The sequence below is a fragment of the Microbacterium sp. 22303 genome, from assembly GCF_052045265.1.
Classification (GTDB): Bacteria; Actinomycetota; Actinomycetes; order Actinomycetales; family Microbacteriaceae; genus Microbacterium.
On the sequence record NZ_JBQEOQ010000005.1, the window covers coordinates 114,140 to 139,865 of the forward strand.

The 25,726-nt window shown below is 71.2% G+C and carries 21 protein-coding genes; 10 read left to right on the top strand and 11 right to left on the bottom strand.

From position 1 onward, the window contains the following. Positions 1–41: 41 nt before the first annotated feature. The 8 genes from ACTJI8_RS14855 to ACTJI8_RS14890 all read right to left on the bottom strand — a co-directional run bounded on the left by ACTJI8_RS14855 (position 42) and on the right by ACTJI8_RS14890 (position 8,973). Positions 42–1,532, bottom strand: coding sequence for a sodium:solute symporter (locus ACTJI8_RS14855; RefSeq protein ID WP_440734428.1), 1,491 nt, complete (start codon positions 1,530–1,532; stop codon positions 42–44). A gap of 105 nt (positions 1,533–1,637) precedes the next feature. Further along, positions 1,638–3,305 carry a thiamine pyrophosphate-binding protein gene (locus tag ACTJI8_RS14860; protein WP_440734193.1) on the bottom strand — a complete coding sequence of 556 codons (1,668 nt, stop codon included), beginning with the start codon at positions 3,303–3,305 and terminating at the stop codon, positions 1,638–1,640. Beyond that, a complete protein-coding gene (speB, locus tag ACTJI8_RS14865; RefSeq protein ID WP_440734194.1) occupies positions 3,302–4,273 on the bottom strand; it encodes an agmatinase in 972 nt (323 codons plus the stop codon). The genes ACTJI8_RS14860 and speB overlap by 4 nt, the downstream gene beginning before the upstream one ends. A 195-nt stretch (positions 4,274–4,468) precedes the next feature. Beyond that, a complete protein-coding gene (locus tag ACTJI8_RS14870; RefSeq protein ID WP_440734195.1) occupies positions 4,469–5,044 on the bottom strand; it encodes a helix-turn-helix domain-containing protein in 576 nt (191 codons plus the stop codon). Between the two features lie 36 nt (positions 5,045–5,080). Then, positions 5,081–6,076, bottom strand: coding sequence for a DNA-methyltransferase (locus tag ACTJI8_RS14875; RefSeq protein ID WP_440734429.1), 996 nt, complete (start codon positions 6,074–6,076; stop codon positions 5,081–5,083). Between the two features lie 77 nt (positions 6,077–6,153). Further along, positions 6,154–7,203 carry a lipoate--protein ligase family protein gene (locus ACTJI8_RS14880; protein ID WP_440734196.1) on the bottom strand — a complete coding sequence of 350 codons (1,050 nt, stop codon included), beginning with the start codon at positions 7,201–7,203 and terminating at the stop codon, positions 6,154–6,156. Positions 7,204–7,244: 41 nt separating this feature from the next. Beyond that, a complete protein-coding gene (locus ACTJI8_RS14885; RefSeq protein ID WP_440734197.1) occupies positions 7,245–8,114 on the bottom strand; it encodes an alpha/beta fold hydrolase in 870 nt (289 codons plus the stop codon). 115 nt (positions 8,115–8,229) lie between these two features. Then, positions 8,230–8,973 carry a copper homeostasis protein CutC gene (locus ACTJI8_RS14890; RefSeq protein ID WP_440734198.1) on the bottom strand — a complete coding sequence of 248 codons (744 nt, stop codon included), beginning with the start codon at positions 8,971–8,973 and terminating at the stop codon, positions 8,230–8,232. A 118-nt stretch (positions 8,974–9,091) separates the two neighbouring features. Here ACTJI8_RS14890 and ACTJI8_RS14895 point away from each other — a divergent pair, with 118 nt between their 5' ends. The 7 genes from ACTJI8_RS14895 (at position 9,092) to ACTJI8_RS14925 (ending at position 17,378) form a co-directional block, all read left to right on the top strand. Continuing rightward, positions 9,092–9,538 (top strand): MarR family winged helix-turn-helix transcriptional regulator, encoded by a 447-nt coding sequence (locus ACTJI8_RS14895; protein WP_440734199.1) that lies wholly within the window; start codon positions 9,092–9,094, stop codon positions 9,536–9,538. 5 nt (positions 9,539–9,543) lie between these two features. Continuing rightward, on the top strand, positions 9,544–10,932 hold the full coding sequence (locus ACTJI8_RS14900; protein ID WP_440734430.1) for an MFS transporter: 1,389 nt from the start codon (positions 9,544–9,546) through the stop codon (positions 10,930–10,932). Continuing rightward, entirely contained in the window at positions 10,929–12,173 is a 1,245-nt protein-coding gene (locus tag ACTJI8_RS14905; RefSeq protein WP_440734200.1) for a multidrug effflux MFS transporter, read from the top strand. The genes ACTJI8_RS14900 and ACTJI8_RS14905 overlap by 4 nt, the downstream gene beginning before the upstream one ends. Before the next feature lie 195 nt (positions 12,174–12,368). Further along, positions 12,369–14,039 (top strand): molybdopterin-dependent oxidoreductase, encoded by a 1,671-nt coding sequence (locus tag ACTJI8_RS14910; protein ID WP_440734201.1) that lies wholly within the window; start codon positions 12,369–12,371, stop codon positions 14,037–14,039. 192 nt (positions 14,040–14,231) lie between these two features. After that, entirely contained in the window at positions 14,232–15,278 is a 1,047-nt protein-coding gene (locus tag ACTJI8_RS14915) for an ABC transporter ATP-binding protein (protein ID WP_440734202.1), read from the top strand. Beyond that, positions 15,278–16,888 carry an ABC transporter permease gene (locus ACTJI8_RS14920; protein ID WP_440734203.1) on the top strand — a complete coding sequence of 537 codons (1,611 nt, stop codon included), beginning with the start codon at positions 15,278–15,280 and terminating at the stop codon, positions 16,886–16,888. Before ACTJI8_RS14915 ends, ACTJI8_RS14920 begins: the two co-directional genes overlap by 1 nt. A gap of 7 nt (positions 16,889–16,895) precedes the next feature. Next, positions 16,896–17,378 (top strand): GbsR/MarR family transcriptional regulator, encoded by a 483-nt coding sequence (locus ACTJI8_RS14925; RefSeq protein ID WP_440734204.1) that lies wholly within the window; start codon positions 16,896–16,898, stop codon positions 17,376–17,378. A gap of 158 nt (positions 17,379–17,536) precedes the next feature. Here ACTJI8_RS14925 and rocD read toward each other — a convergent pair whose 3' ends face one another. The 3 genes from rocD to ACTJI8_RS14940 form a co-directional block, all read right to left on the bottom strand. Further along, entirely contained in the window at positions 17,537–18,778 is a 1,242-nt protein-coding gene (gene rocD, locus ACTJI8_RS14930) for an ornithine--oxo-acid transaminase (protein WP_440734205.1), read from the bottom strand. Next, entirely contained in the window at positions 18,778–19,650 is an 873-nt protein-coding gene (gene ddaH, locus ACTJI8_RS14935; RefSeq protein WP_440734206.1) for a dimethylargininase, read from the bottom strand. The genes rocD and ddaH overlap by 1 nt, the downstream gene beginning before the upstream one ends. Positions 19,651–19,811: 161 nt before the next feature. After that, complete coding sequence (locus tag ACTJI8_RS14940) at positions 19,812–23,729, bottom strand: proline dehydrogenase family protein (RefSeq protein WP_440734207.1); 3,918 nt, start codon at positions 23,727–23,729, stop codon at positions 19,812–19,814. A 121-nt stretch (positions 23,730–23,850) separates the two neighbouring features. Between ACTJI8_RS14940 and ACTJI8_RS14945 the strand changes: the two genes are divergently transcribed. From ACTJI8_RS14945 to ACTJI8_RS14955, 3 genes are read left to right on the top strand one after another with little or no spacing between them, the layout of a single operon-like run. Beyond that, the gene (locus ACTJI8_RS14945) at positions 23,851–24,540 is read left to right on the top strand and encodes a hypothetical protein (protein ID WP_440734208.1); all 690 of its coding nucleotides are present in this window, start codon (positions 23,851–23,853) and stop codon (positions 24,538–24,540) included. Beyond that, on the top strand, positions 24,537–25,148 hold the full coding sequence (locus tag ACTJI8_RS14950; protein ID WP_440734209.1) for a hypothetical protein: 612 nt from the start codon (positions 24,537–24,539) through the stop codon (positions 25,146–25,148). The genes ACTJI8_RS14945 and ACTJI8_RS14950 overlap by 4 nt, the downstream gene beginning before the upstream one ends. After that, a complete protein-coding gene (locus tag ACTJI8_RS14955) occupies positions 25,136–25,705 on the top strand; it encodes a hypothetical protein (RefSeq protein WP_440734210.1) in 570 nt (189 codons plus the stop codon). The genes ACTJI8_RS14950 and ACTJI8_RS14955 overlap by 13 nt, the downstream gene beginning before the upstream one ends. Positions 25,706–25,726: the final 21 nt, after the last annotated feature.

The window sequence follows — 25,726 nt, forward strand, 5'->3', positions numbered from 1 at the left end:
CGCAGACGCGTGGACCGCGATCGCACCGGGTGCGGTCGGGCTCAGTGGTGCTGCGGCTCGACCACGACGACGCCGGTCTCCTCGTCGAAGTTGCCCGCCTTGCGGTCCTCCCAGCGCTGCAGCACATCCGCGGGCGTGGGCTTGGTCGCCAGGCTCACCACGACGTACACGACGACGCTGGACAGCAGGCCCCAGTAGATGGGTTCGTTCGCGAGCACACCCGAGAGCGCATCACCGGCGATGATGCCGTAGACCACCATGCTGCCGAGGGTCACGGCGGTGCCGACGATCATCGACGCGATCGCGCCGGCGCCGTTCGCGCGCTTCCAGATCAGGCCGCCGAGGATGGAGACCAGCAGGCCGCCCACCAGCACGTCATAGGCCACGGTGAGTGCGGCGACCACATCATTGAGGACGAGCGCGATGAGGGTAGCGACCACGCCGAGGACGACGATGTAGATCTGGTTCGAGCGGATGTCGTGCTCGGGATTGCCCTGACCGATGTCGTGGCTGTGATCGGTTCCCCGGCCCACCAGACGCCGCAGCAGCGGCATCACGTCGGCGCGGGCCACGGTCGCCGAGGCGATGAGCGCACCCGAGGCCGTCGACATCATCGCGGCCACGGCCGCGGCGAGCACGATGCCGGACAGGCCGACCGGCAGGGCGTGCTCGGCCATGGCGGCGTAGACGTCGTCCTTCACGGCGTCCTTCGGCAGCACCGCCGCGGCCGCGGTGCCGATGAGCGCGCCGGCGATGCCGTACAGCACGCAGTAGATGCCGGCCGCCGTGCCGCCCCAGCGGGCGACCTGTGGAGAGCGGGCCGTGAAGACGCGCTGCCAGATGTCCTGGCCGATCAGCATGCCGAAGGTGTAGATCACGAAGTACGTGATGATGGTGTCGCCGCCGATGGCGAACAGGTCGAAGTGCGAGGCGCCGACCGTCTCGCCGAGGCGCTTCACGATGCCGTCGTAGCCGCCGGCCTGCGCCCAGGAGAACGGCAGCAGCAGGAAGAACACGCCGACGGTCTTGATGATGAACTGCACCATGTCGGTCAGCGTGATCGACCACATCCCGCCGATCGACGAGTAGATGATCACGATGGCCGCGCCGATCGTGATCGACGCCCAGCGCTCCGTGCCGAACAGCACGTGGAAGATCGTCGAGTACGCGATGGTCGAGGTGACCACGAGCATCAGCGTGTAGAGCGCCATCACGATGCCGGACGCCTGGGTGCCGTTGATGCCGTACCGCAGCTGCAGCATCTGAGCGACCGTGTACACCTTCAGCCGCTGGATGGCCGGGGCGAACAGCAGGCTCAGCAGCAGCAGGCCGACGGCGATCGCGACGACGAGCCACATGCCGGAGATGCCGAACTTGTAGCCGAGGCCGACGCCGCCGACGGTGGACGCGCCGCCGAGCACGACCGCGGCCATGGTCCCGGTGTAGAACCCCGGGCCCAGGCGGCGCCCGGCGACGAGGAAGTCCTTGGAGTTCTTGGTCCTGGTCTTGCCCCAGAACCCGAACGCCAGCATGGCGACGAGGTAGATGATGATGATGGCGATATCCACGAGGGCTCCTTTGTCGTGCGTGGAGGGGACGAATGATGATCCGGCGTCTCGGGCGAGGACCGGCGTGCGTCAGGTGAGTTCGAACATGCGCAGCAGCGCAGGCAGCACGACCACGGCAGGTCCGGACTGCCGGAAGGTGCCGGCGAGGATCTCGCCGAGGGTGTCGAGGGTGGCTTCGTAGGCGGGGACGCCGAACGCGGCGGACACCGCCACGAAGTCGGGCCGTGCCAGCTCGGTCGCCGTGGCCTGCCCGAAGGCGCCCTCCATGTACTCGCGGAGGATCCCGTAGCCGCCGTCGTCGACGATCAGCCAGGTCACGTCGGCGTCGTGCTGTCGGGCAGTGGCGAGCTCGGCGATCGAGTACATCGCGCCGCCATCGCCCGAGACGGCGAGTGTGCGCCGGCCCGTGCCGATCGCGGCGGCGATGGCCGCGGGGAACGCGAACCCGAGCCCGCCCGCGCCCTGCGCGGAGTGGAACCCGCCGTCCTGCGAATCCCACGCCGACCACGCCCAGTAGGCCGCGATAGTCATGTCCCAGAAGGTCTGCGCGTCGGATGGCACCGCCGCGCGCAGGTCGCGCAGGAGGTTCCGTTCGGTCGCGAGGTCCTGGCCTGCGAGGCGCTCCTCGACTCTCGCGCGCAGCTCGGCCGCGATCCGGGCGCCGCGGAGGTTCGCATCCTGCCGCGCGGCCTCGACGGTTTCCGGATCCGCGGATCCGTCGGCGGATCCGGATCCCTCCAGCGCGTCCGCGATCGCGCTGAGCGCGAGACCGGCGTCGGCGTGGATTCCCAGCACCGGATAGTTCGACCCCAGAGCGCGCGGCTCGGCGTCGACCTGGATCAGCCGCCCGCGGGGGGCGAAGGTGAAGTAGTTGCTGGTGACCTCGCCGATCGTGCTGCCGACCACCAGCAGCACGTCCGCGTCCTCCAGGAGGTCGGTCGTGCAGCGATCCTCGATCCAGCTCGCGGCGGAGAGCGGGTGGTCGAAGCGGATCGCACCCTTGCCGCCCGCCGTCGAGACGACCGGCGCGCCGAGCGCCTCGGCCACGCGCAGCAGCTCCGCGGATCCGGTCGCCGACCTGCGCACCCCGCCACCGGCGAGGATCACCGGCCGCTCGGCTCCGGCGAGCAGGCGCGCAGCCTCGTCGACGAGCTCGGCTCGGGCCGGGCGGTCCGGGACCGCCCCGGAGAGGTCGCGGACCACGGGGATCGTCGCGGGGTCCAGCAGCACGTCCTGCGGCACCTCCACCCAGACCGGGCCCGCCGGTACGGTCTGGGCGAGCTCCCAGGCCTCCAGGATCGCGCTCGGAATGTGCGCCGAGTCGCGCACCAGCGCGGTGCTCTTGGTGACGTTCTGTGCGCTGCGCTGCTGATCGTCGAGCTGGTGCAGCAGACCGTTCTTCTGCCCGCCGAGACCTCGGCGGGGGATCTGCGCGCTGATCACGAGCACCGGTACGCCGGTCGCGTACGGCTCCTGCAGCGCACCGAGGGCGGTGAGGGCTCCCGGCCCGGTCGAGACGAACATGACCGCGACCTCGCCGGTCGCACGGGCATAGCCGTCTGCGCCGAAGGCGGAGTTGTTCTCGACGCGTGAGCTGACGAACTCGAGGTCGCTGCGGCGGATCGCGTCGAACAGGCCGAGGGCGTGCTGCCCCGGGATGCCGAAGATGTGCGAGACGCCGAGCGCGGTCAGCGTCTCGACAACCACGTCACCGCCGTTGCGGATGTGCTCCGTCATGCGGAGGCCCTTTCGGCGGCATCGGCCGCGTGCTTGTCCGCGAGCAGCGACACCAGGTCGTACGCGATGTGCGAGGCCGCGACGCCGGTGAGCTCGGCGTGGTCATAGGCCGGGGCGACCTCGACGACGTCGGCGCCGATGATGTTCAGCCCGCGGAAGCCGCGCAGGATCTCGAGGATCTCCCGGCTCGTGATGCCGCCGGCCTCGGGGGTGCCGGTGCCGGGGGCGTGCGCGGGGTCCAGCACGTCGATGTCGATCGAGATGTACAGCGGGCGGTCGCCGATGCGGTCCCGCAGTTTCGCGACGGTCTCGACGACGCCCTGGTAGTAGACGTCGGCGCTCGTGACGATGCCGAACCCGAAGCGACGGTCGTCCTCGAGGTCCTTCTTGCCGTAGAGCGGTCCGCGCGTGCCGACGTGGGTGAGCGCCTCGGTGTCGATGATGCCCTCTTCGAACGCCCGGCGGAACGGCGTGCCGTGCGTGTACTCCGCGCCGAAGTAGGTGTCCCAGGTGTCCAGGTGCGCGTCGAAGTGCAGCAGCGCGACCGGCCCGTGCCGCTTGGCGGCGGCGCGCAGCAGCGGCAGCGCGATCGTGTGATCGCCGCCGAACATCACCAGCCGGGTGTCGTCGGCGGTGAGGTCGAGCGCGGCCTGCTCGATCGTCTCGATCGCCTCGCCGATGTTGAACGGGTTCGCCGCGATGTCGCCGGCGTCGGCGACCTGGGCGAGGTCGAACGGCGAGACGTCGAGCGCAGGGTTGTACGGGCGCAGCAGCCGCGAGGCCTCACGGATGTGATTCGGCCCGAACCGTGCTCCGGAGCGGTAGGAGACCCCGCTGTCGAACGGAACCCCGGCGACCACGATGTCGGCGCGTCCGACCTGGTCCAGACGCGGGAGCCTGGCGAACCCGTCGCGCCCGGCGTACCTCGGGATCAGCGAACTGTCGACAGGACCAATCGGAACCACCACGGCGACCTCCTCGACGCACCATACCCATCCAAGAGTTGTTCTGGATGAATCCTTAGTTGCCTATTTGACAACTTTCGATGTGCGCGAATTTAGCAGCCGCGCAGGACGCACGTCAAGGCCTCGAACCGGATCTCGTCCTCAGCACCGGCGCAGGGCCGGCGATCGGCCTCCGACGGCTCCCGCGGGGTCTCGCCGTCAGGCCCAGGCCGCGGGCGCGAAGACCCAGATCAGCTCAGCGCCCTCGTCGCCCTCGGTGCGCCAGCTGTGCGGCTCGCTGCCGCGGAACGTGACCGTGTCACCCGGACCGAGTTCCCAGTCCCGGTCCGAGAAGCGCACCGAGACCCGCCCGCTCAGCACGTGCAGCACCTCGACCTCGGCAGCGATCGTGTACAGCTGCCCGCCACCGTGTCCGCCGGCGGAGACCGTCGAGCGCATGACCTGCACGCGCGACTCCCCACGGGGCGAGAGCAGCCGCTCCTCGACCCCCGTGCCGCCGAAGTTGATCTGCGGGCCGGTGCCGGCCGGGACCACCCGCACGTCGGGGGCCTCGAACAGCGAGCCGACCGAGATCGAGAGCACGTCGCACAGCGTGATGAGCGACGCCACGCTCGGCGAGGTCAGATCGCGCTCGACGCGCGAGAGGAAGCCCTTGGTCAGGCCGGTGACCTCAGCGACTTCGTCGATCGTGAGGTACTGCGCTTTGCGCGCCGCACGCAACCGCGAACCGATCGCGACCGGTCGGCTGTTCGGATCCACGGGCAGGGAGCGCATGGATCCACACGCTACCCGAGTTCCCGGGCGGCCCGGTCAGCCCTCGCGAAGCGTCGCATGCGGGATCCGCTGCCGCATCACCCGCACCGCCTCCGGGCTGACGTCCACGAGCAGTGCGTCGCGGCCGAGCGCGGACGCGACGGCGCCCGCGGTACCGGATCCAGCGAACAGGTCCAGGATCCGATCTCCCGGGCGACTCGACGCCTGGATCATGCGGCGCAGGATCCCCTCCGGCTTCTGGGTCGGATACCCGGTCTTCTCCCGCCCCGACGTCGGCACGATCGTGTGCCACCAGACGTCGGTGGGGAGCTTGCCGCGCTCGCGCTTGGCAGCGCTGACCAGGCTAGGCGCCATGTACGGTTCGCGCTCGATGTCGTCGACGTTGAACACGTGCCCGCCCGGCGTCTTCACGTAGACGAGGATCGTGTCGTGCTTCGTGGGCCAGCGGGTGCGCGGCTTGGCGCCGTAGTCGTAGGCCCAGATGATCTCGTTCAGGAAGCACTCCCGGCCGAACACCGCGTCGAGCATGACCTTCGCGTAGTGCGCCTCGCGGTAGTCGAGGTGCAGGTAGAGCGTGCCGTCATCGGCGAGCAGCCGCCAGGCCTCCTCGAGCCGCGGCATCAGGAAGTCGCCGTAGTCGTCGAAGCGGTCGTCGTAGGCGTGCAGCAGCTCGCGCACCCGCTCGTAGCGGTGCCCGTGGAAGCCGTGGTTGACCTCACGAGGGCGCTCCTCGGGGGTGCGCTGTTCCGTTCTCAGGATGGATTTCGCGGATCCGCGGATTTCGGGCGCGGAATCGGTCGATTCCCCGGATCCATCCTGAGTTGCGTCCGCCGGTCGGTCGGCACGGCGGCTCGAGACGGCATGCCGCTCCTGCGTGCGGCCGGTATTGAACGGCGGATCCAGGTAGACGAGCGTGAAGGATCCGTCGGCCAGCGTGCGGGCCACGTCGAGCGCCTCGCCGTGCACGATCTCGACGACGCCGGTTCGCGCGCCCGAGTTCGATCCGGTCCCTGAGCTTGCCGAAGGGACCACGCCGTGGCCGGACGCTTCGACAGGCTCAGCGACCGGAGCTGCCTCGGCGACCTCGGCGACCGGCTCTCGAGCGCCGTTCACGGAACCCGGTGCAGCCACGCCTCGGTGGCGAACTTCGTGCGCACCAGGTCCTCCGCCGCCTCGTATTCGTCGGCGGCGATCGTGCCGTCCTCGGCGCCGGTGACGGCGCGGAAGGTGTCCTTGAACCGCTCGATGATCTCGGCGCGGCTGAGGCCGGTCTGGCTGCGCAGCGGATCCACGCGCTTGGCCGCGGAGGCGGTGCCCTTGTCGCTGAGCTTCTCGCGCCCGATCCGCAGCACCTCGGTCATCATCTGACCGTCGATGTCGTAGGAGAGCGTGGCGTGGTGCAGCACTCCGCCGTTCGCGAGGCGCTTCTGCGCGGCGCCGCCGATCTTGCCGCTGGGGCCGGCGATGTCGTTGAGCGGCTGGTAGACGGCGTCGATGCCGAGCGAGCGCAGCGCCTGCAGCACCCAGTCGTCGAGGAAGGCGTAGGAGTCGGCGAACGTCATGCCCTGCACGAGGGTCGCCGGCACGTACAGCGAGTAGGTGATGATCTGACCGGCGGCCATCATCATCGCGCCGCCGCCCGAGATCCGGCGCACGACGTCGAAGCCGTGCTTCGCAGCCCCGGCCGGATCCACCTCGTTGCGATAGGACTGGAAGGATCCGATCACGACCGCGGACTCGTCCCACTCCCAGATCCGCAGCGTGGGACGACGGCGTCCCTCGCCGACACGGGTGGTGAGCACCTCGTCGAGCGCGAGGTTCATGCGCGGCGAGACGGCCTTGTCGTGCACGATCTCCCAGTCGAAGTCGCGCCAGCCCGGCGCCGTCACGAGCGCGCGGCGCACCGCGGTGCCGACGGCTTCGGGGGTGAGTCCGAGCAGTTGCGCCCCTGCCGGCAGCGCGGCACGCACGGCGGCAGCGATGGCTGAGGCATCGGTCTCGACGGGCAGCCCCGTGACCGCGGCGTTGATGTCGTCGAGCGCGTCGTCCGGCTCGAGGAAGAAGTCCCCCGCCAGCCGGAAGTCGGAGATCGCGCCGTCCGTCACCTCGAAGTCGACGACGACCAGCTTGCCGCCAGGAACCTTGTACTCACCGTGCACCGGTCCAGCCTACGCGGCGCGGGCCCCCGCGGCCCCGCGGCTCAGTCGCGGGAGGGGACGCGCTTGTCGAGCCAGGCGAGCAGGTCGGCGCGCACCTCGGCCTGCTGCAGCTCGTTGAAGATCTCGTGACGCGCGTCGGGGTAGACCAGCGTGGTGACGTCGCTGAGGCCCGAGCGGTTGCGGTAATCGTCGGCGAGGCGGTGCACGCTGCGCGGTCCGCCCACCGGGTCGTCGCGGCCGACCATGAGCAGCACCGGCACGTCGTTCGAATAGTCCTTGCCCGGGCGCCCGTAGAGGCGCGCGGCCTCGATCGGCCCGAACAGCTTCAGCAGCGGCACCTCGGTCGTCAGCGGGTCGGCGCGGAACGCCTCCCACACCGCAGGGTCACGCGTGAGCCACTCCAGTCCGTGCGCGTCCGGCCCCTTCCATCGCGCGTTCAGCGGCATCGAGTTGAGGTCGGTCGGGGTGCGGTGGGCGGATCCGGTGAGGATCACGGCGTCGTACGCCTCGGGGTGTGCGTTGAGCACCATCTGCGCGAGGAACGACCCCCAGGAGTGGCCGAGCAGGACGAGCGGGAGTCCGGGGTTCTCGCCGCGGATGAGCTCGGTCAGCTGCCACTCGTCGGCGACGACCGCGCGGATGCCGCCGGGGCCCAGCCGGCCCAGCTTCGCCGCGTCGCCGTGCTGCTTCATACCGGTACGCCCGTGCCCGCGGTGGTCGTCGGCGTAGACGATGAAGCCGGCCGCGGTGAGGTCGGCGATCAGCGCGCCGTAGCGGCCCGCGTGATCCCCCACCCCGTGCAGCAGCTGGACGACGCCGCGCGGGGTCGCGCCGTCGGCGGCGGGATGGACGTCGTAGACGATCGCGATGCCGTGTGCGTCGGTGAACTCGGCGGTGCGGGGCTCAGCCATGCCCCGAGTCTACGGATCCCACGCCCGCACGCCGCATCGGGTCGGCAGATGACGCGGTCGGCGCGCTCACCGAGGCCGCATCGCGGGGCGACCCGCGTCGATGCGCCGGCTCGTGTCAGAGCCCGAGCGCGGCGCAGACCGCGCGGGCCTCCTCCAGGTCCGTGACCTCATGGCCGCCGCCGTCGTCGGCTGCGGATCCCATCCGTACGGATCCGGACGCGGCGACCGTGCGCTTGGCGGAGAAGTGCAGGGCGTCCACACCGGTCGCGGCGATCTCGGCCGCGTTCGCCGCGGTGACGCCGCTGCCGGCCATCACCTCGATCCGGCCCGCGGCTGCCGCGACCAGAGCGCGCAGCACGTCCACGCCGTCGCATGCGGCCGACGCCCCACCCGAGGTCAGCACGCGCGTGAGACCCAGGGCGAGCGCGACATCGAGCCCGGCCCGCGGATCCGGGGTGACGTCGATCGCCCGGTGCAGGGTGACGGCGGCGTCAGGGCTCGCTTCGCGGGCCGCGTCGCGCAGGCGCGTCAGGGCATCCCCGTCGAGCTCGCCGGCGGCCGTCTGCGCACCGATCACCACACCGGCCGCGCCGTGGGCGAGCATCCAGCGCACGTCGCGCACTGCGGTCGCGATCTCCTCCGCGTCGTAGTGGAACCCGCCCGCACGCGGACGCACCAGCACGTGCACCTCGGGACCGCCGTGCGATGCCGCCTCCACCGCGAGCTCGAGCGTCGCCGGCGACGGCGTGAGCCCGCCGAGGGCCAGGGCCTGGGTCAGCTCCACGCGGCGGGCGCCGATCTCGCGGGCGACACGTACTCCGGCAGCGTCCTGAACGGCGACTTCGAGCGCGAGGGGCATTCGTCCATTCTCACCGGTCGCCGATGCGAGCGGAACGGACGCGCTGGCATTTGTTCAGCCTCCTGCCTACTCCGATCCAGCCCCAGGTTCTCGAATACTTAGTTAGGCTATCTAAGCAATGACTACCGAGAACCTGCACGAGACCGCCACCGAACTGCGCCTCGCCACGTTCCGACTCGCCCGCCGCCTGCGCTCCGTGCGCGCCGTGGACAGCCGCAACACGGCGATGAGCGACGCCCAGCTCGGCGTGCTCGCCGCGCTCCGCGCGCACGGCCGCCACTCCCTCACCGCGCTCGCCGATCGCGAGCGCGTCACCGCCCCCACGATGAGCGCGGTCGTGACCGGGCTCGAGGAGCAGGGCTACGTCACCCGGATCCCCGATGACCAGGACCGGCGCCGTGTGCACGTGGAGATCACCGCCGCCGGTGAGAAGGTCGTGGTCGAGACGCTGGAGCGACGCACGGAGCTCCTGGTCGCCGAGATCACCGAACTCGGCCTGACGAGCCGCGAGCTCACCGTGCTCCACGAGGCCAGCATCCTGATGCGGAAGCTGGCCGAGCTGTGAGCCAGATGTTCCGCTCCTTCGGGGTCTTCAACTACCGGATCTGGTTCTTCGGCGCGATCGTCTCGAACATCGGCGGCTGGATGCAGTCGACCGCGCAGGACTGGGTCGTGCTGACCGAGCTCACGCACAACGACGCCACGGCGATGGGCGCGACCATGGCGCTGCAGTTCGGGCCGCCCCTCGTGCTGGTCGGGCTCACCGGACGGGTCGCCGACCGCTTCGACCGGCGCCGGATCCTGCTCGTCACGCAGAGCACCCTGATGGCGCTCGCCATCGCGGTCGCCGTGCTCCTGCTCACGCACGTGATGACCCTGCCGCTCATGCTCGTGTTCGCGGCGTGCTTCGGCGTCGCGAACGCATTCGACGCGCCCGCGAGGCAGGCGTTCGTGTCCGACATGGTCTCGATGGAGAACGCCTCGAACGCCGTCGCGCTGAACTCCGCGTCCTTCAACATGGCGCGCCTGATCGGCCCCGCCGTCGGCGGCCTCGCGATCGTCGCCCTCGGATCCGGCTGGGTGTTCGTCGCGAACGCGGCCACGTTCCTCGCGATGATCGTGGCGCTGCTCCTGATCCGCACCCGCGAGCTCATGCCCCGCCCGAAGAACCGCCGCGCCGGCGGGCTCATCGTGGGCATGCGGTACGTGGGCAGCCGGCCGGATCTCCTGGTCGTCTTCGCGATGGTCTTCCTCATCGGCGCGTTCGGCATGAACTTCCCGATCTTCGCGTCGACCATGGCGCTGGAATTCCACAAGCAGGCAGACGGATACGGCCTGCTCAGCTCGGTGCTCGCGATCGGATCCCTCACCGGGGCACTGCTGGCCGCGCGCCGCGATCGCGCCAGGGTGCGGGTGCTCATGATCGCCGCCGGCGGGTTCGGCGTCGCATCGATCGTCTCGGCGCAGATGCCGAACTACGTCTCCTACGCCGTCACGCTCGTGTTCGTCGGATTCTCCACGGTGACCATGCTCACGACGGCGAACGGATACGTGCAGACGACGACGGATCCGGCCCTGCGCGGCCGCGTGCTCGCGCTGTACATGGCCGTCGTGATGGGCGCGACCCCGATCGGCGCCCCGATCGCGGGCTGGGTGGCCGACGCGTTCGGGCCGCGCGCGGCGATCATGGTCGGCGGCGCCGCGGGACTGCTGTCGTTCGCGATCGGCGCCGGCTGGATGCTCTACTCCGGGCGGCTGCATCGCCGGGAGGAGTCCCGCTTCCTGCTCACCCTCGATGAGACGCGTCCGGTGCGGGTGGTCGAGGCGATGCGGCGCGCCGTGACCCCGCCGATCACGAGCGCGACCACGCCGATCCGAGTCGAGCCGCGCGCGGTGGGCTCGAACGCCGGGGAACGCCCCGACGGAGTCGGCCGCCACGGCTCGGGCGACGACGAGTGAGCGACGCATCCTCGGCCGAGAACGCACGTGCCCGTCGTTCGCTGCTGCCCGCGCTCGGCGCGCTCTCGGCGTTCGGGCCGCTCTCGATGGATCTGTACATTCCGGCGCTGCCCGCGCTCGGCCACGAGCTGCACACGACGGAGGCGCTCGCCCAGGTGACCATGAGCGCGTGCCTCATCGGGCTCGCCCTGGGCCAGCTGCTGTGGGGCCCGATCAGCGACCGCTACGGGCGCCGCCGTCCACTGCTGTGGGCCGTGGCGGGCTTCGCGGTCGCCTCGCTCGTGTGTGCGGTCTCGCCGTCGATCGAGCTGCTGATCCTGGTGCGATTGCTGCAGGGGCTGTGCGGCGCAGCGGGGATGGCGATCGCCCGTGCGGTCGTGCACGACGTGTACGCGGGGGCGGAGGCGACGGCGGCGTTCGCCGCGCTCACGGCGATCGCGGGCGCGGCCCCGGTGCTCGCGCCTCTGCTGGGCGGCGCGCTGCTGACCTTCACCGACTGGCGCGGCCTGTTCGTCGCGCTGGGCGCGATCGGCGCATTGCTGCTGCTGACGGCGGCACTGTTCGTGCCGGAGACGCACCCCCGCGCCGAACGCACCACCGGCGGGCTCGGCAACGACCTGCGCGGCATCGGGGCGGCTCTCGGCAACGGGCCGTTCATGGTGTTCGCGCTCACCCTGGGCCTGGCCTCTGCCGGGTTCTTCACCTATCTGCAGATGTCATCGTTCGTGCTGCAGAACCAGTTCGGCGTCGATGCGCAGGGCTTCGCGCTGATCTTCGCCGTGAATGCCGGTGGCATCATGCTGGGCGCCTGGATCAGCCGGCGCCTCGCGCGCCGCCCTTCGAGGACCTCAGGGACCGAGGGCCGCGGCCGCCTCGACGCTCGCCGCGTCGTGCTGATCTCGCTCACCCTCGGCACCGCAGCAGCCGCGGCCGTGCTGCTGAGCGGGCTGCTGCACAGCCCGCTGCCGTGGCTGCTCGCGCCGCTGTTCCTGCTCGTCGGCCTGCACGGCGTGAACAACCCGACGCTGACCGCCCTGGCGCTGGGCCGCATCACCCGCGGGGCCGGATCCGCCTCCGCCGTGCTCGGAACACTCGCCGCGTTGCTGGGCGCGCTGGTGCCGCCGCTGCTGTCGCGGGCGGGGGTGTCCGCGACTCTGATGGGCGCCACCATGCTGGTCGCGTTCGCCGCCGCGCTGGCCCTGCTCGCCGCGACCGGGCGCATCACACGCGCACGAGGCTGACCGGATCCGCCCCGCGCCCGATCGGATCCGCCCCCTGATCCGCACTGGCCCTACTTCCGCTCACTGGTCGCAAAATGCGGCCTGGGACGCCGCAAAGGCGCAATCCGCGCCCAGTGAGCGGGCCGTGACTGCGAACTTCTTACGGATCCGTGATCTCGGCGCCCCTGGGATCCCGGGGATTCGTACGCTGAGTGCATGACCGGATCCGCTTCGCGCGACAGGGCAGGCGCTGCCGCCGCCGGCACCGCCGCGGCCCTGCTCGGGATCGGCGCCGGCGAGCTCATCGCGACGCTGCTGGCGCCCTCGTCCAGCCCGTTCGCCGTGGTCGGCGGCACCCTGATCGACGCCGCCCCGGCCTGGGCGAAGGACACGGCGATCGCGTTGTTCGGCACCGGCGACAAGGCGGCGCTGCTCACCGGGATCGCGATCGTGCTGCTCGCTGTGGCGGCCGCGCTCGGACTCTGCGAGCGACGCTGGCGCGGCATCGGCGTCGCCGGATTCGTGGTTCTCGGGGCCGCAGTCTCGCTGCTCGCCCCGCTGCGTGCCGACGCCGCCACCCTGTCGTGGCTGCCGGCGCTGCTGTCCGGGATCGCCGCCGCCCTCGTGCTGCGCATGCTCGTGAAGCGTCTGCCCGACCGCGAGACTGCATCTGCGTCGCAAGACAGCAGACGAGAACCGCAGTCTCGGAGCGCAGAAGCAGTCTCGCTGCTCCGGGGCGAGGCAGAACCGACCAAGCCCGACGGGCTGCCCGCTCTGGCCACGGCCGAGCACGCCGCCCCCGCACCCGCATCCGCGACCGGTGCCTCGCGCCGCCATTTCCTCGCCTGGACCGTCGGCACCGCCGCGGTCGGGATCCTCGCGGCCGTCGCCGCCACCGCGGCGCGAGCCGGATCCGTCGCCGTCGGCACCGTGCGCGCCGCACTGCACCTGCCGAAGCCGGCCACTCCCGCCGCTCCGATCCCGGCCGGCGCCGCGCTGAAGGTCGACGGCCTGAGCCCGTTGATCACCCCGAACGCCGACTTCTACCGCATCGACACCGCGCTCGTCGTGCCGCAGGTGGATCCCGCGAAATGGCGACTGCGCATCCACGGCATGGTCGCGCACGAGGTCGAGCTGACCTGGGACGAACTGCTGGCGCTCCCGCTCGTGGAGAACGCCGCAACGCTGTCCTGCGTGTCGAACGAGGTCGGCGGCGATCTCATCGGCAATGCCGTGTGGCTCGGCTACCCGATCCGCGAGCTGCTGGCGAAGGCGCAGCCGTCCGCCGACGCCGACATGGTGCTGTCCACCTCCGCAGACGGTTTCACCGCGGGTACGCCGCTGGAGGCGCTCACCGACGACCGCGACGCGCTGCTCGCGATCGGCATGAACGGCGAGCCGCTGCCGTTCGAGCACGGCTTCCCGGTGCGCATGGTGGTGCCGGGTCTGTACGGATACGTCTCGGCGACGAAGTGGGTCACGGATCTGGAGGTCACCCGCTTCGACCGCGCCACCGCGTACTGGACGGCGCGCGGCTGGTCGGAGCGCGGCCCGATCAAGCTCGAATCGCGTATCGACGTGCCCCGCGGCCCTGTCTCGGCCGGCGACACGGTGATCGCGGGGGTGGCGTGGCAGCCGCACGCCGGCGTCTCCGCGGTCGAGGTGCAGGTCGACGACGGCCCGTGGCAGCGCGCCGAACTCGCCCCGGCGATCTCCGCCGACACCTGGGTGCAGTGGCGGCTGCCGTGGACGGCGACGGCCGGACAGCGCACTCTCCGCTGCCGGGCGATCGGCGCCGACGGCACCGTGCAGACCGCGCAGACCGCTCCCCCGGCGCCGGACGGCGCGACCGGCTGGCACACGATCGGCGTCACGGTGAACGCCTGAGCCGCGGAAATCGCGTCGACAAGGTCACCCCCCACAGTCGCTGGTCGCAGAATGCGGCTTCCGGGGCGACAAAGGCGCAATTCGCGACCAGCGAGCAATGAGTAGCGACCAGCGAGCCGGCCCGGGATCCTCACGGAATCCGTGCGCTTCACTTACTTCACGAATTTGTGAAATCGGCGTAGCATCACCGCCATGAACACGATCATCCGCACCGACGGCCTCACCAAGCACTACGGCCGCGTGCATGCGCTCGACGGACTGGATCTCAGCGTCGACGAGGGCCAGGTGCACGGCTTCCTCGGCCCGAACGGGGCCGGCAAGTCCACCACGATCAGGATCCTGCTGGGCCTCGCCCGAAAGACCGGCGGATCCGCCACGGTCTTCGGCGAGGACCCCTGGACGTCGGCGGTGAGCATCCATCGCCGCGTCGCCTACGTGCCCGGCGACGTGAGCGTCTGGCCGAACCTCTCCGGCGGCGAGGCGATCGACTTCCTCGCACGTCTCCGGGGAGCCAGGACCAAGGATGGCGCCTACCGCGCGGAGCGGGAGCGCCTGATGACGGCGTTCCAGTTCGACCCGCGCAAGAAGGGCCGCGCCTACTCGAAGGGCAACCGGCAGAAGGTCGCCCTCATCGCTGCCTTCGCGGTCCCCGCCGACCTGTACATCCTCGACGAGCCGACCAGCGGGCTGGATCCGCTGATGGAGGTCGTCTTCCGCGATGAGGTGCAGCGGATCCGCAGCCGCGGGGCGACCGTGCTGCTGTCCAGCCACATCCTGTCGGAGGTCGAGCTGCTCTGCGACCGTGTCAGCATCATCCGCGCCGGACGGATCGTGGAATCGGGCAGGCTCTCGGAGCTTCGCCACCTCACCCGCACCGAGGTCTCGTTCGAGGCCGCGGACGACACGGCTCTCGCCGGCATCCCCGGCGCGCACGACGGCACCTTCGACGACGGCCGGATCCGGTTCACCGTCGACAGCGACGCGGTCCCGTCGGTGCTGCCCGCGCTCGCCCAGCGCAGCGTTGCGGGCCTGCGCATCGAGCCGCCCTCCCTGGAGGAGCTGTTCCTGCGCCACTACGGCGACGACCTCGCCGCACTGCGCGCCGCCGAAGAGGACCCCTCGCTCCCCCCGTCCCCCTCCAGCCAGCGCTCCGCGCTGCCCGGAGCCTCCGGGACGCGTGGGCCCGGCTCCGGGACCGGCACTCGCGCCTCGCGTCGCGCCGCCATGAAGGAGTCATGATGGGCGCCCTGCTCCGGCAGCGCCTGCGCCGCGACTGGCTGCAGGTGCTCCTCTGGATCCTCGCCACGGTCCTGATGACCGCCGCGGGCTATTCGGGAGTGACCCAGTCCTACGCCACCCACGCCGACCGGGTCGAAGTGCTCGCCGCGGTCATGGCGAATCCCGTCATCATGATGTTCCGCGGCCTGCCGTCCGGTGCCTCGGAGGGACAGTTCCTCTCGTTCGAGGTGCTGCCGTGGCTGACGATGCTCGCCGCACTGATGAGCACCTTCCTCGCCGTCCGCCACACCCGCGGTGACGAGGAGTCAGGCCGCACCGAGCTCGTCGCCGCCACCCCCGTGGGGCGCGCTCTGCCGACCATCGCCACGATCATCCACGGCGCAAGCGCGAACATCGTGCTCGGCGTGCTGGTGGCGGTGACGTTGATCGGATCCCGACTCGACGCGGCCGGATCCTGGCTCATGGGCGCGACCTCCGGGGCCACGGGCATCGCCTTCCTCGGCATCGGACTTCTGGCCGCCCAGCTCATGCGCACGTCGCGCGGAGCCAACGCGCTCACCGTGTGGATCCTGGTCGGCACGTTCCTCGTGAACGGGATCGGCAACGTCGCAGGCACCCCCAGCGACGACCTCACCCGGATCACGAGCTCCGGTCTCGTCTGGGCCTCGCCGTTCGGCTGGGCCGAGCAGGCGCGCCCGTACGACACGAACGACGGCTGGCCCGTCCTGCTCGGACTCGCGTTCGGACTGGTCCTGGCGATCGTCGCCGTATCGCTGCAGTCGGTGCGCGACATCGGGGAGGGCTTCGTGCCGGCCCGGCCCGGCCGGGTGCATGCCAGGCCCGCCCTGTCGACGCCGCATGCACTTGTGTGGCGACTGACCAACGGCGCCATCGTCGGCTGGGCCATCGGCGGCGCGCTCACCGGGGTGCTCGCGACCAAGCTGTCGGGGCTGGCCGGGCAGATCTCGGGCCAGAATCCCGCGGTGCAGCAGGTCCTCGACAAGATCGGCAAGGCGGGCGATCTCGAGGAGACCGTCGTCTCGGTGTTCTTCACGATGATGGGGATCCTCGCCGCATGCGCCGCCGTGCAGATCGTCGCGCGAGCCAGGCAGGAGGAGGCGCACGGCACGGCCGAGAACGTGCTCGCGCAGCCGGTCGGGCGCGTGCGCTGGCTGTGCGACTACCTGCTGGTGGCGATGTTCGCGATCGCGATCATCGTCGCGGCGGCGATCCTCGCCGGGTACGCCGGGCTCGCCGGCAACGAGCACGCGTCCTCGCTGATGCGGGTGGTCACCGTGGTCGGGCTCGGTCAGGGCCTCGCCGCCTGCGTGTTCATCGTGCTGACCGGGCTCGTGTTCGTGCTGGTGCCCCGCGGCACGATCGCCGCCGCCTGGGCGCTCCTGCTCCTGGCGACGCTGTTCGGCCTGTTCGGTCCGCTGTTCGGGCTGCCGGAGTGGACCACGCGGTTCTCTCCGTTCTCGGTCACCCCGATCGTGGCGAACGGCGAGGTCGATGCGCGCGGGACGTGGTGGCTCGTGCTGGTGGTCGCGGCCGGCGCGGCGGCCGCGCTGACGCTCATGCGGCGCCGCGAGCTGCGTGCGGCGGGATGATGGGGTCATGAGCGTGCAGGAACCGGAGCCGCCGGTGCACCACGGCGTGGATGCGGCGGAGGCGGCCGCGGCGATGATCACCGCGGTCGGCTTCCCGCGCATGCCCGGTCGCGTGATGATGGCGCTCATCGCCGCACCCGCGGAAGGGTACAGCGCCGCGGATCTCGCCGACAGGCTCGGCATCAGCGCCGCGGCCGTGTCGGGCGCAGTGCGCTATCTCCAGACGATCCAGGTCATCCGCCGCGTCTCGCGCCCCGATCGTCGCCGCGACCACTATGTCATCATCCCGGACACCTGGTACGGGTTGATGACGAACAACGGCCCGATCTACGAGCGCCTCGCCGCGCACATCGAGGCGATCGGCGCCGAGCACGACGACGACCACGCCGCGCGGGACCGTGCCGCCGAGATGGCGGAGTTCTTCCGCTTCATGGCGCGCCGGATGCCCGAGCTCGTCGACGAGTGGGAGGCGCATCGCGCCGGGCTGTGAGACGCGCGCCGCCTGTCGGAGTGACGCCGAAATGGGGCCGTTGAGCGAGCACGGCCGAAGGCCGAGCGAGACGAAACGCGGTCGCCCGCAAGGGCACCGCGTTTCGTCTCCGTCGCTTCGGCGTCGTCGCTCAACGACCTCGGGTGAGGACTATCGCCTCAGCTCCCGAGCACAACCCGGAGCTGCTCGAGCGCCCAGTCCAGCTCGGTCGCGCGCACCACGATGGGCGGGGCGATGCGGATGGTCTGACCGTGGGTGTCCTTCACGAGCACCCCCCGGTCCAGCAGCTTCTCCGCGATCTCGCGGCCTGTGCCGCGGGCCGGATCGATGTCGACGCCGGCCCAGAGACCCGCCACGCGCACCTCCGTGACCCCGTGGCCGAGGAGCGTCTCGAGCCCTTCGCGCAGGTGCTGCCCGAGCGCGCGGGCGCGCTCCTGGAACTCCCCCGACTCGAGCATCTCGACCGCGCGCAGTCCGACGGCCGCGGCGAGCGGATTGCCGCCGAAAGTGGATCCGTGCTCGCCCGGGCGGATGACGCCCAGCACGTCCTCGTTGCCGACGACCGCGGAGACGGGGAGAATCCCGCCGCCGAGTGCCTTGCCCAGCAGGTACAGGTCGGGCACGACGCCCTCGCGGTCGCACGCGAAGGTCTCGCCGACGCGGCCGAGGCCGGACTGGATCTCGTCGGCGATGAACAGCACGTTCCGCTCGGAGCAGATCTCGCGCACACGGCGCAGGTAGCCCTCGGGCGGGATGACCACGCCGCCCTCGCCCTGGATCGGCTCGATGAGCACAGCGACGGTGTCGTCGGTGATTGCGCTCGCGATCGCCTCCGCGTCGGCGTACGGCACCGCATCGAAGCCGGGCGTGAACGGACCGAACCCGTCGCGCGCCGACTCGTCGTCGCTGAAGCCGACGATGGTCGTCGTGCGGCCGTGGAAGTTGCCGTGCGCGACGACGATGCGCGCCGCATCCGGACGCACGCCCTTGACGCGGTAGCCCCAGGCGCGCGCGACCTTGATGCCGGTCTCGACGGCCTCGGCGCCGGTGTTCATCGGCAGCACCAGGTCCTTGCCGCACAGTCGCGCGAGCGCGGCGGCGAACGGCTCGAGCCGGTCGTTGCGGAAGGCGCGGCTGGTGAGTGCGACGCGGCCCAGCTGCTCCTCTAGGGCGGAGACGAGTGCGGGGTGACGGTGCCCGAAGTTCACGGCGGAGTACGCCGCGAGCAGGTCGAGGTAGCGCTTGCCCTCGACATCGGTCACCCAGGCGCCCTCGGCGCGGGCGATCGTGACGTCGAGCGGCGCGTAGTTGCGCGCCACATGCGGCTCGGCGCCGGCTTCCGGGCCCTGCCCGGCGATCGTCCCGTGCTCTGCGTACTCCCTGACCTGCTCGGGCGTCATCACGCGCCCCGCAGTTCCAGGGTGCAGCACTTGATGCCGCCGCCGCCGAGCAGCAGTTCGCTGAGGTCGACCGTGAGCGGGTTGTAGCCGCGCTCACGCAGTTGCTTCTCGAAGCCCGTGGCGCGCGGCGAGATGATGACGTTGTAGCCGTCGCTCGCGGAGTTCAGGCCGAACACGGCGCCATCCTCGTCGGAGACCAGGATCGCGTCGGGGAAGCGCTCGGCGAGGATCCGCTGCGAGGCATCGTCGAAGGCGTGCGGCAGGTAGGCGATGTTGGCGGCCTCGGGGCCACCGTTCTCCTCACCGATCACGGGGTCGAGCACGGTCAGCGCCGTGTCGAGGTGGTAGAAGCGCGGGTCGACGAGGGTCAGGGTCACGACCTCGCGACCGAAGACCTCGCTCACCTCGCGGTGGCTGTCGCCGGCGGAGCGGAAGCCCGTGCCGGCGAGGATCACGTCGCCCGCGAGCAGGAAGTCACCCTCACCCTCGTTGATCTCCTTCGGCATCACGGTGTCGAAGCCGTGGGTGCGGAACCAGTCGGCGAACGCCGGGGACTCGCCCTGGCGCTGCTCGTAGTAGAACGAGGGCACGTAGGCGCGGCCGCCGATCACGAAGCCGCCGTTGGCGGTGTAGACCATGTCGGGGTAGCCGGCGAGCGGCTCGATGAGCTCGACCTCGTGACCCAGCTCGAGGTACAGGTCGTACAGCTTCTGCCACTGCGCGACGGCCTTGGCCGTGTCGGTGGGGTTCGCCGGCTCCATCCACGGGTTGATGCTGTAGTTCACCGTGAAGTGCTCGGGCTTGCACATCAGGTACCGGCGGTGGTGCGCGGTGCGGGCAGGCGTGACGGTGGCGGTCTCAGGCGTCGACATGAGGCTCCTTGCGAATCTTCGGTCGCGGCGGACGCTGTCCTGAGGCCCGGCGGTCCTTCGATCCGGCACATCGCGGATGCGCGGAGAAGGTGCGACACGGGCACGCCGTCGACCATTGTCTCACCCGAGCCTGGACGTGTCCGTCACGGCGCGGTTCCGGCTCAGATCACCGCAGCGCTCCAGTCGTCGGGGTTGCCATAGCGGTGCGCGGTGATCGCGATGGCCTGCTCGTGCAGGAAGGGCAGCAGCTCGATACGGCCGGCCGTGGTCACCTCGCCGGCGAAGATCGCCAGATCCGGATCTCCCTGCACCGCCTCGGCGAGCGCGGCGTGCAGAGCAGCCACGTCATCCGCCGCTCCCACGATCCGCACGCGGTTCGGCCGCTGCGGGGCGCCCTCGACAACGGCCCCCCTCTCGCTCCCGTCGCGATGTCCGCCGCTCTCCGCCAGGCTTTCCGGCAGTTTCTGCGACGGGAGCAGATCGGATCCGAACCGAACGGATCCGTCCGCCGTCACCGCCGGTCCCGTGAATCGCTGGATCCATTCCGCGTCGCTCTCCACGAACACCGTGACGCCGGCCTCGCCCAGCACGCGGCGCACCGCGGCGGGCAGGCCGATCGGCGAGGAGAGCGTGAACGCTCCGCCGCCGCGGATCGCCGCGATCGCCACGCGCAGCAGCGCGCGCAGGGGCGCCTCACCCGTGGCGCGCACGGCGACCGGCACCGAGCGGTACCGGAACAGATTGCGCTCCACGCCGAGGCGCGAGACGTCGCGCACCCGCCCGAACTCGCGGTCCCACGCCAGCGCGTCCGCCAGCGCGGCACGACGCAGCCATTCGAACGCCGTGTAGTCCAGCGACGGCTGGGCCGCCTCGATGAGCGCGGTGATGCGCGAGTCCAGTCCGCGCAGGTGCAGGGTCGTGGATCCGGCGCCGCCGGTGTCGCGCCAGGATCCCAGCCCGATCAGGTGGTTCGGCCCGCCCGCCTTCGCGCCGGTGCCGACCGAGGAGCGCTTCCAGCCGCCGAAGGGCTGGCGCTGCACGATGGCGCCGGTGATGCCGCGGTTCACGTACAGGTTGCCGGCCTGCACGCGATCGAGCCAGAGCGCGAGGTCATCCGGATCCTGCGTGTGCAGCCCCGCCGTGAGGCCGTAGTCCACGGCGTTCTGCAGCTCGACCGCCCGCGCGAGCGTCGGGGCGTGCATGATGCCGAGCACGGGACCGAAGAACTCCTCGCGATGGAAGCGCGACCCCGGCTGCACGCCGAGGCGGATGCCGGGCGTCCACAGCCGCCCCTCGGATCCGGGGATCTCGCGCGGCTTCAGCAGCCACTTCTCGTCCGGACCGAGCTCGGTGAGCGCCCACTGCAGCTTGCCCCGGGGCGGCTCGATGACCGGCCCGACCTCGGCGCGCGGATCCTCGGGCCACGCGACGTGCAGGGACCGGGTCGCGTCGACCAGCTGGCGGGCGAACCGCTTCGACCGCCCCACGGGGCCGACCAGGATAGCGAGCGATGCGGCAGAGCATTTCTGCCCTGCATGCGCGAACGCGCTCTTCACGAGGTCGGACACGGCGAGATCCAGATCCGCCGACGGGGCGATCACGATCGCGTTCTTCCCGCTCGTCTCCGCGTGCAGCGCCAGGTCGTGCCGCCAGCTGCGGAACAGCGCGGCGGTCTCGAAGGATCCGGTGAGGATCACTCGGTCGACGTCGGCGTGCGCGATGAGTTGCCGGCCGAGTTCGCCCTCGGAGATGTCGACGAAGGCGAGCAGGTCGCGCGGGATCCCCGCATCCCAGAGCGCTGCGGCGATCACCGCCGCCGAACGCCGCGCCTGCGGAGCCGGCTTGAACACGACGCCGGATCCCGCAGCGAGCGCGGCGAGCACGCCGCCCGCGGGGATCGAGAGCGGGAAGTTCCAGGGCGGAGCCACCACGGTGACCCGGGACGGCACGAACGCGGCTCCGGGGATCGCGTCGAGCTCGCGGGCCTTGGCCGCGTAGTAGCGCGCGAAGTCGACGGCCTCGCTGACCTCGATGTCCCCCTCGGAGACCACCTTGCCCGTCTCTGCTGCCGCGACCTCGATGAGCTCGGCACGGCGCGACTCGAGCACCGCGGCGGCCCGCAGCAGCACCTCGCCGCGCTCGGCCGCGGGTCGCGCGCCCCAGGCGGCGGCCGCGGCGCGCACCCGGGACAGGATCCGCTCCAGCTCTGCCTCCTCGGTCACGCGCGCGCTCCGCACGAGTCCGTCGCCGGCGGTGGAGACGGGGATGCGGGCGAGGATCTCGCGCACCCACTCCCGGTTCGCCGGCAACGCCGGGTCGGTGTCGACAGCGTTGCGGAAGCCGGGAGCGCCCGCCGCGACGGCGGACTCGTCCTCGCGCGCCGCGAACACGGCGGTCTCGACGAAGGTGTCGCCGGGATCCACGGCCTCGGCGATGCCGAGCACCGCCTGGGTGAGCGCGGCGGATTCCGCATCCGGATCCGTGGTGAGCGCGGCGGACTCGTGCACCGGGGCGAGCCGGTTCTGGCGGCGGCGCGGGCGCGCGGGCAGCGCAGGGTCGGCGGAGCGCTCGAGCGACAGCGCGAACCGGTTGATCTCGCGGTCCAGGGCATCCGGATCCTCATGCAGGCGGAACGCCGCGGACAGGAAGTTTTCCGGGGAGGCGGTCTCCTCGAGGCGCCGCACGAGGTAGCTGATCGCGACGTCGAACTCGCGCGGCTTCACGACGGGCACGTACAGCAGCACATGACCGACCTCGCGGCTCACCGCCTCGACCTGCCCCTGCGCCATGCCGAGCAGCATCTCGAACTCGATCGGGGCGGAGCCGGATCCGATGCCATCGGTCGTTGAGCGAGCGAAGCGAGACGAAACGTCGTCCGCAGGTGACCCCGTTTCGTCTCCGTCGCCCTGCGGGCGTCCTCGCTCAACGTCCACAGTGGGAGAGGACGGGTCCGGTCGCACCCCGCGGTCGCCGGCGAGCAGCCAGGCGTATGCGATGTCGAAGAGGTTGTGCCCTGCGACGCCGATGCGCACCGCCCGCACCGACTCCGGAGTGAGCGCCGCGTCCAGGCAGCGCAGGTAGTTCGCGTCAGTATCGATCTTGGTGTCGTAGGGCGCGGGCGTCCAGCCGTGCAGCGCCGCCTCGACCCGCTCCATCGCGAGGTTCGCGCCCTTCACGAGGCGCACCTTGATCGGCGCCCCGCCATGGTCGACCCGGTCCTTCGCCCACGCGGTCAGCTCGCGCAGCGCCGGTAGCGCATCGGGCAGATAGGCCTGCAGCACGATGCCCGCCTCCAGGTCCTTCAGCCGCGGATCCTCCAGGATCCGGGTGAACACGGCGATCGTGAGGTCGAGGTCGCGGTACTCCTCCATGTCGAGGTTGATGAACGTCTGACGGCTCTTCGGGCTCGACCAAGGACCGGTCCCTGAGCCTGTCGAAGGGCCCGCCGCGGTCAGGTACAGCGGCAGCAGCCGCTCGGCGACCTGCTCGACGACCTCGTCGAACGCCCACATCGAGATGCGGCTCACGACCGCCGACACCTTCACCGACACGTAGTCGACGTCGTCGCGGCGGATGAGCTCGTGGATCCCGTCCAGGCGCCGCTGCGCCTCGTCCTCTCCGAGCACCGCCTCGCCGAGGAGGTTCAGGTTCAGGCGCGCACCGGTCGCCCGCAGCTTGGCGATGGTCGAGGTGAGCTTCGCCGGGCGGGCGTCCGCGATGAGGTGGCCGACCATCTCGCGCAGCACGGTGCGGGCGATCGGCACGGTGGGCGCGGGAAGCCCCTGCGCCACCAGGCCGCCCGCGCGGACGGCCGCACGCAGGTACCAGGGCAGGAACCCGGGCACGAGCGGAGCCACCCTGTTCAGCCCGGCGGCTGCCGCGCCCAGGCTCTCCGGGCGCATCACGTCGTCCACGAAGCCGAGCGTGAACGGCAACCCGTTCGGATCCCGCAGCACCCCGGCCAGCCGCTCGGCGGCCGGATCCGCGTGCGAGGCGGCGGCCTCGTCGATCCAGCGCTGGGCGAGGGCGACGGCCCGGCGCGCACGCTCGGTGTCCGCGGCGTTCAGCCACTGCGGCATCGGTTCGTCCTTCCCTCCCCGCGCCGTCGGGATGGGCGCGGAGTGCTCCCCTCCAGCATGGCGCTCCTCACCGTCCACGGCAGGGCGGCACGCCCTCCGCGCCTCTCTATATGCTGTGCTCGTGGGGGAAGAGGACGAGGCGGAGGCCGCGCCGCCGGCCGTCGCGGACGCCGCGACGCGCGCGGCGTCGGAGGCCCGTGCCACGGCGTGGGCGCGGAAGATGGCAGACCGCCTGCCGACGGGCTGGCTGATCAGTGGCGCCGGTGCCGTCCTGCTCGCTTCCACGGCGGTCTTCGGCGGGCTCGCGGAGGTGCCGAAGCCGCCGCCGCCGGAGCTGCACGTCGGTCAGCACTATGCCGGATCCGATCTCGACATTTCGGTGGTCAGCGCGGCGATCGGTGGTGAGGTGCGCGGCACGAACCTCTACCCGGCAGAGGGGCAGCGCACGCTGGTCGTCGTCCTCGACGTCACGAACACGTTCGACAAGCCCCGCAGCGCGTCCGAGAAGGACACGCTCAAGGGGATCGCCGTGAAGGATGTCACCCTCCAGGGCTTCAATGCCAACCGGGTCGTCGATGGCAGCAATGTCTCCTACCTTCAGCCGAATGTCACCACCCGCGTGCGGGTCGCCTGGGTGGTGGATGAGGCCGAGGTCGCCCGCGGCGACGAGATCCGTGTCGTGCTGCCGGACTCGACGCACTACGTCGGCCAGCTCTTCACGCGCGGCGACTACTGGGCCGACATCCGCACGGGCGCATACGCGACGGTCCCGGTGGACCAGGTACCGGCCGAGGAGGAGGCGACGCCGTGACCGCTCCACCGCTCCCCGCCTCACCCGTGATCCCGCCGCCGTCGCCGCCTACGCGGAACCGCTGGGGCACCGCAGGCGTCTGGGCGCTGTCGATCGTCCTAGTCGTCGCGGCATGGGGGCTCACCCAGGTGCAGAAACCCGACGACGCCCCCTACGACAGCTTCGTCAGCACCACGACGGTCGGTGAGCGCGCGACCACCCGGAATCTGGCGGTGACGGTCACCCGCGTCCGCGCAGCGCGCTCGGTATCCGACGGCGATCGCTGGCATGCGGACGGCACCTGGCTCGTCGTCGACCTCGATGCCGCCGCGGTCGTGGATCAGTTCGGCGCAGCGCTGTACGTCGCAGACCTGCATCTCGGCGACCGCACCTACTCGGCCACCGAACGGGGCAAGTCCGCCAGGGGCATGATCCTCGTCACCGGCGTCCCCCGTCACGGCAGCCTCGCGTTCGAACTGCCCGAGGGCACCCTGAAGGGCACGGCGACGCTCGAGTTCGCCGCCGACTACTCCACGGCAGCGGACGGCGTGATCCAGGTCACCGTCGACCTGGATCAGGTGCCCCTGCAGAACGAGGTCGAACTGGATCCGACCGGATGGGCGCGCTGATGGCGAGCGGACCCGGCTGGTGGCGCAGCAACGCGCTCGCGCTCTGCGCGCTCGTCATGCTGTTGCCGGCCACCGTTCTGGGCGTCGGGTGGTGGCAGTGGAAGCATGCCTTCCCCGACTCCGGTCAACCGGTCTGGTCCGTCGAGCCGGGCGCGTCGGGCACGGCCGAGCTGCGGGGCGCGACCTGGGGGCCCGTCCAGGCCAAGGAGATCACCGACACCGGCGGGCTCGACATGCCGAAGGACGCGAAGCTCATCCTCGTGGGCATCCCCGTGACGCCCACGAGCGACGATGCCCCGGGATGCTGGAGTCCGAAACTCGTGCAGCAGAGCACGGGACGCGTCTGGCTCTCGGAACGGACCGAACTGGGGCTGCTGTGGAACAAGGACGAGCCCGACACCTGCGTGACGAGCCCCGACGATGGGAAGAAGCGCGTGGGCCCCTACAAGCTGATCCTGCCGTACGTGGTGCCGACCGACACCGAAGGTCCGTTCTGGGTCGACCTTCAGCCGTTCCACGCGAACGCGGAGTTCGTACGGTTCAGCGTCGACCCCTGACCCCGGCGCCGAGAGGCGGCT

Bases quoted from the DNA above. Each gene is read 5' to 3' on its own strand.
- ACTJI8_RS14855 (WP_440734428.1), bottom strand. From the start codon at position 1,532: ATGCTGGCGTTCGGGTTCTGGGGCAAGACCAGGACCAAGAACTCCAAG.
- ACTJI8_RS14860 (WP_440734193.1), bottom strand. From the start codon at position 3,305: ATGACGGAGCACATCCGCAACGGCGGTGACGTGGTTGTCGAGACGCTG.
- ACTJI8_RS14870 (WP_440734195.1), bottom strand. From the start codon at position 5,044: ATGCGCTCCCTGCCCGTGGATCCGAACAGCCGACCGGTCGCGATCGGT.
- ACTJI8_RS14885 (WP_440734197.1), bottom strand. From the start codon at position 8,114: ATGGCTGAGCCCCGCACCGCCGAGTTCACCGACGCACACGGCATCGCG.
- ACTJI8_RS14890 (WP_440734198.1), bottom strand. From the start codon at position 8,973: ATGCCCCTCGCGCTCGAAGTCGCCGTTCAGGACGCTGCCGGAGTACGT.
- ACTJI8_RS14895 (WP_440734199.1), top strand. From the start codon at position 9,092: ATGACTACCGAGAACCTGCACGAGACCGCCACCGAACTGCGCCTCGCC.
- ACTJI8_RS14900 (WP_440734430.1), top strand. From the start codon at position 9,544: ATGTTCCGCTCCTTCGGGGTCTTCAACTACCGGATCTGGTTCTTCGGC.
- ACTJI8_RS14910 (WP_440734201.1), top strand. From the start codon at position 12,369: ATGACCGGATCCGCTTCGCGCGACAGGGCAGGCGCTGCCGCCGCCGGC.
- ACTJI8_RS14915 (WP_440734202.1), top strand. From the start codon at position 14,232: ATGAACACGATCATCCGCACCGACGGCCTCACCAAGCACTACGGCCGC.
- ACTJI8_RS14920 (WP_440734203.1), top strand. From the start codon at position 15,278: ATGGGCGCCCTGCTCCGGCAGCGCCTGCGCCGCGACTGGCTGCAGGTG.
- ACTJI8_RS14925 (WP_440734204.1), top strand. From the start codon at position 16,896: ATGAGCGTGCAGGAACCGGAGCCGCCGGTGCACCACGGCGTGGATGCG.
- rocD (WP_440734205.1), bottom strand. From the start codon at position 18,778: ATGACGCCCGAGCAGGTCAGGGAGTACGCAGAGCACGGGACGATCGCC.
- ddaH (WP_440734206.1), bottom strand. From the start codon at position 19,650: ATGTCGACGCCTGAGACCGCCACCGTCACGCCTGCCCGCACCGCGCAC.
- ACTJI8_RS14940 (WP_440734207.1), bottom strand. From the start codon at position 23,729: ATGCCGCAGTGGCTGAACGCCGCGGACACCGAGCGTGCGCGCCGGGCC.
- ACTJI8_RS14955 (WP_440734210.1), top strand. From the start codon at position 25,136: ATGGGCGCGCTGATGGCGAGCGGACCCGGCTGGTGGCGCAGCAACGCG.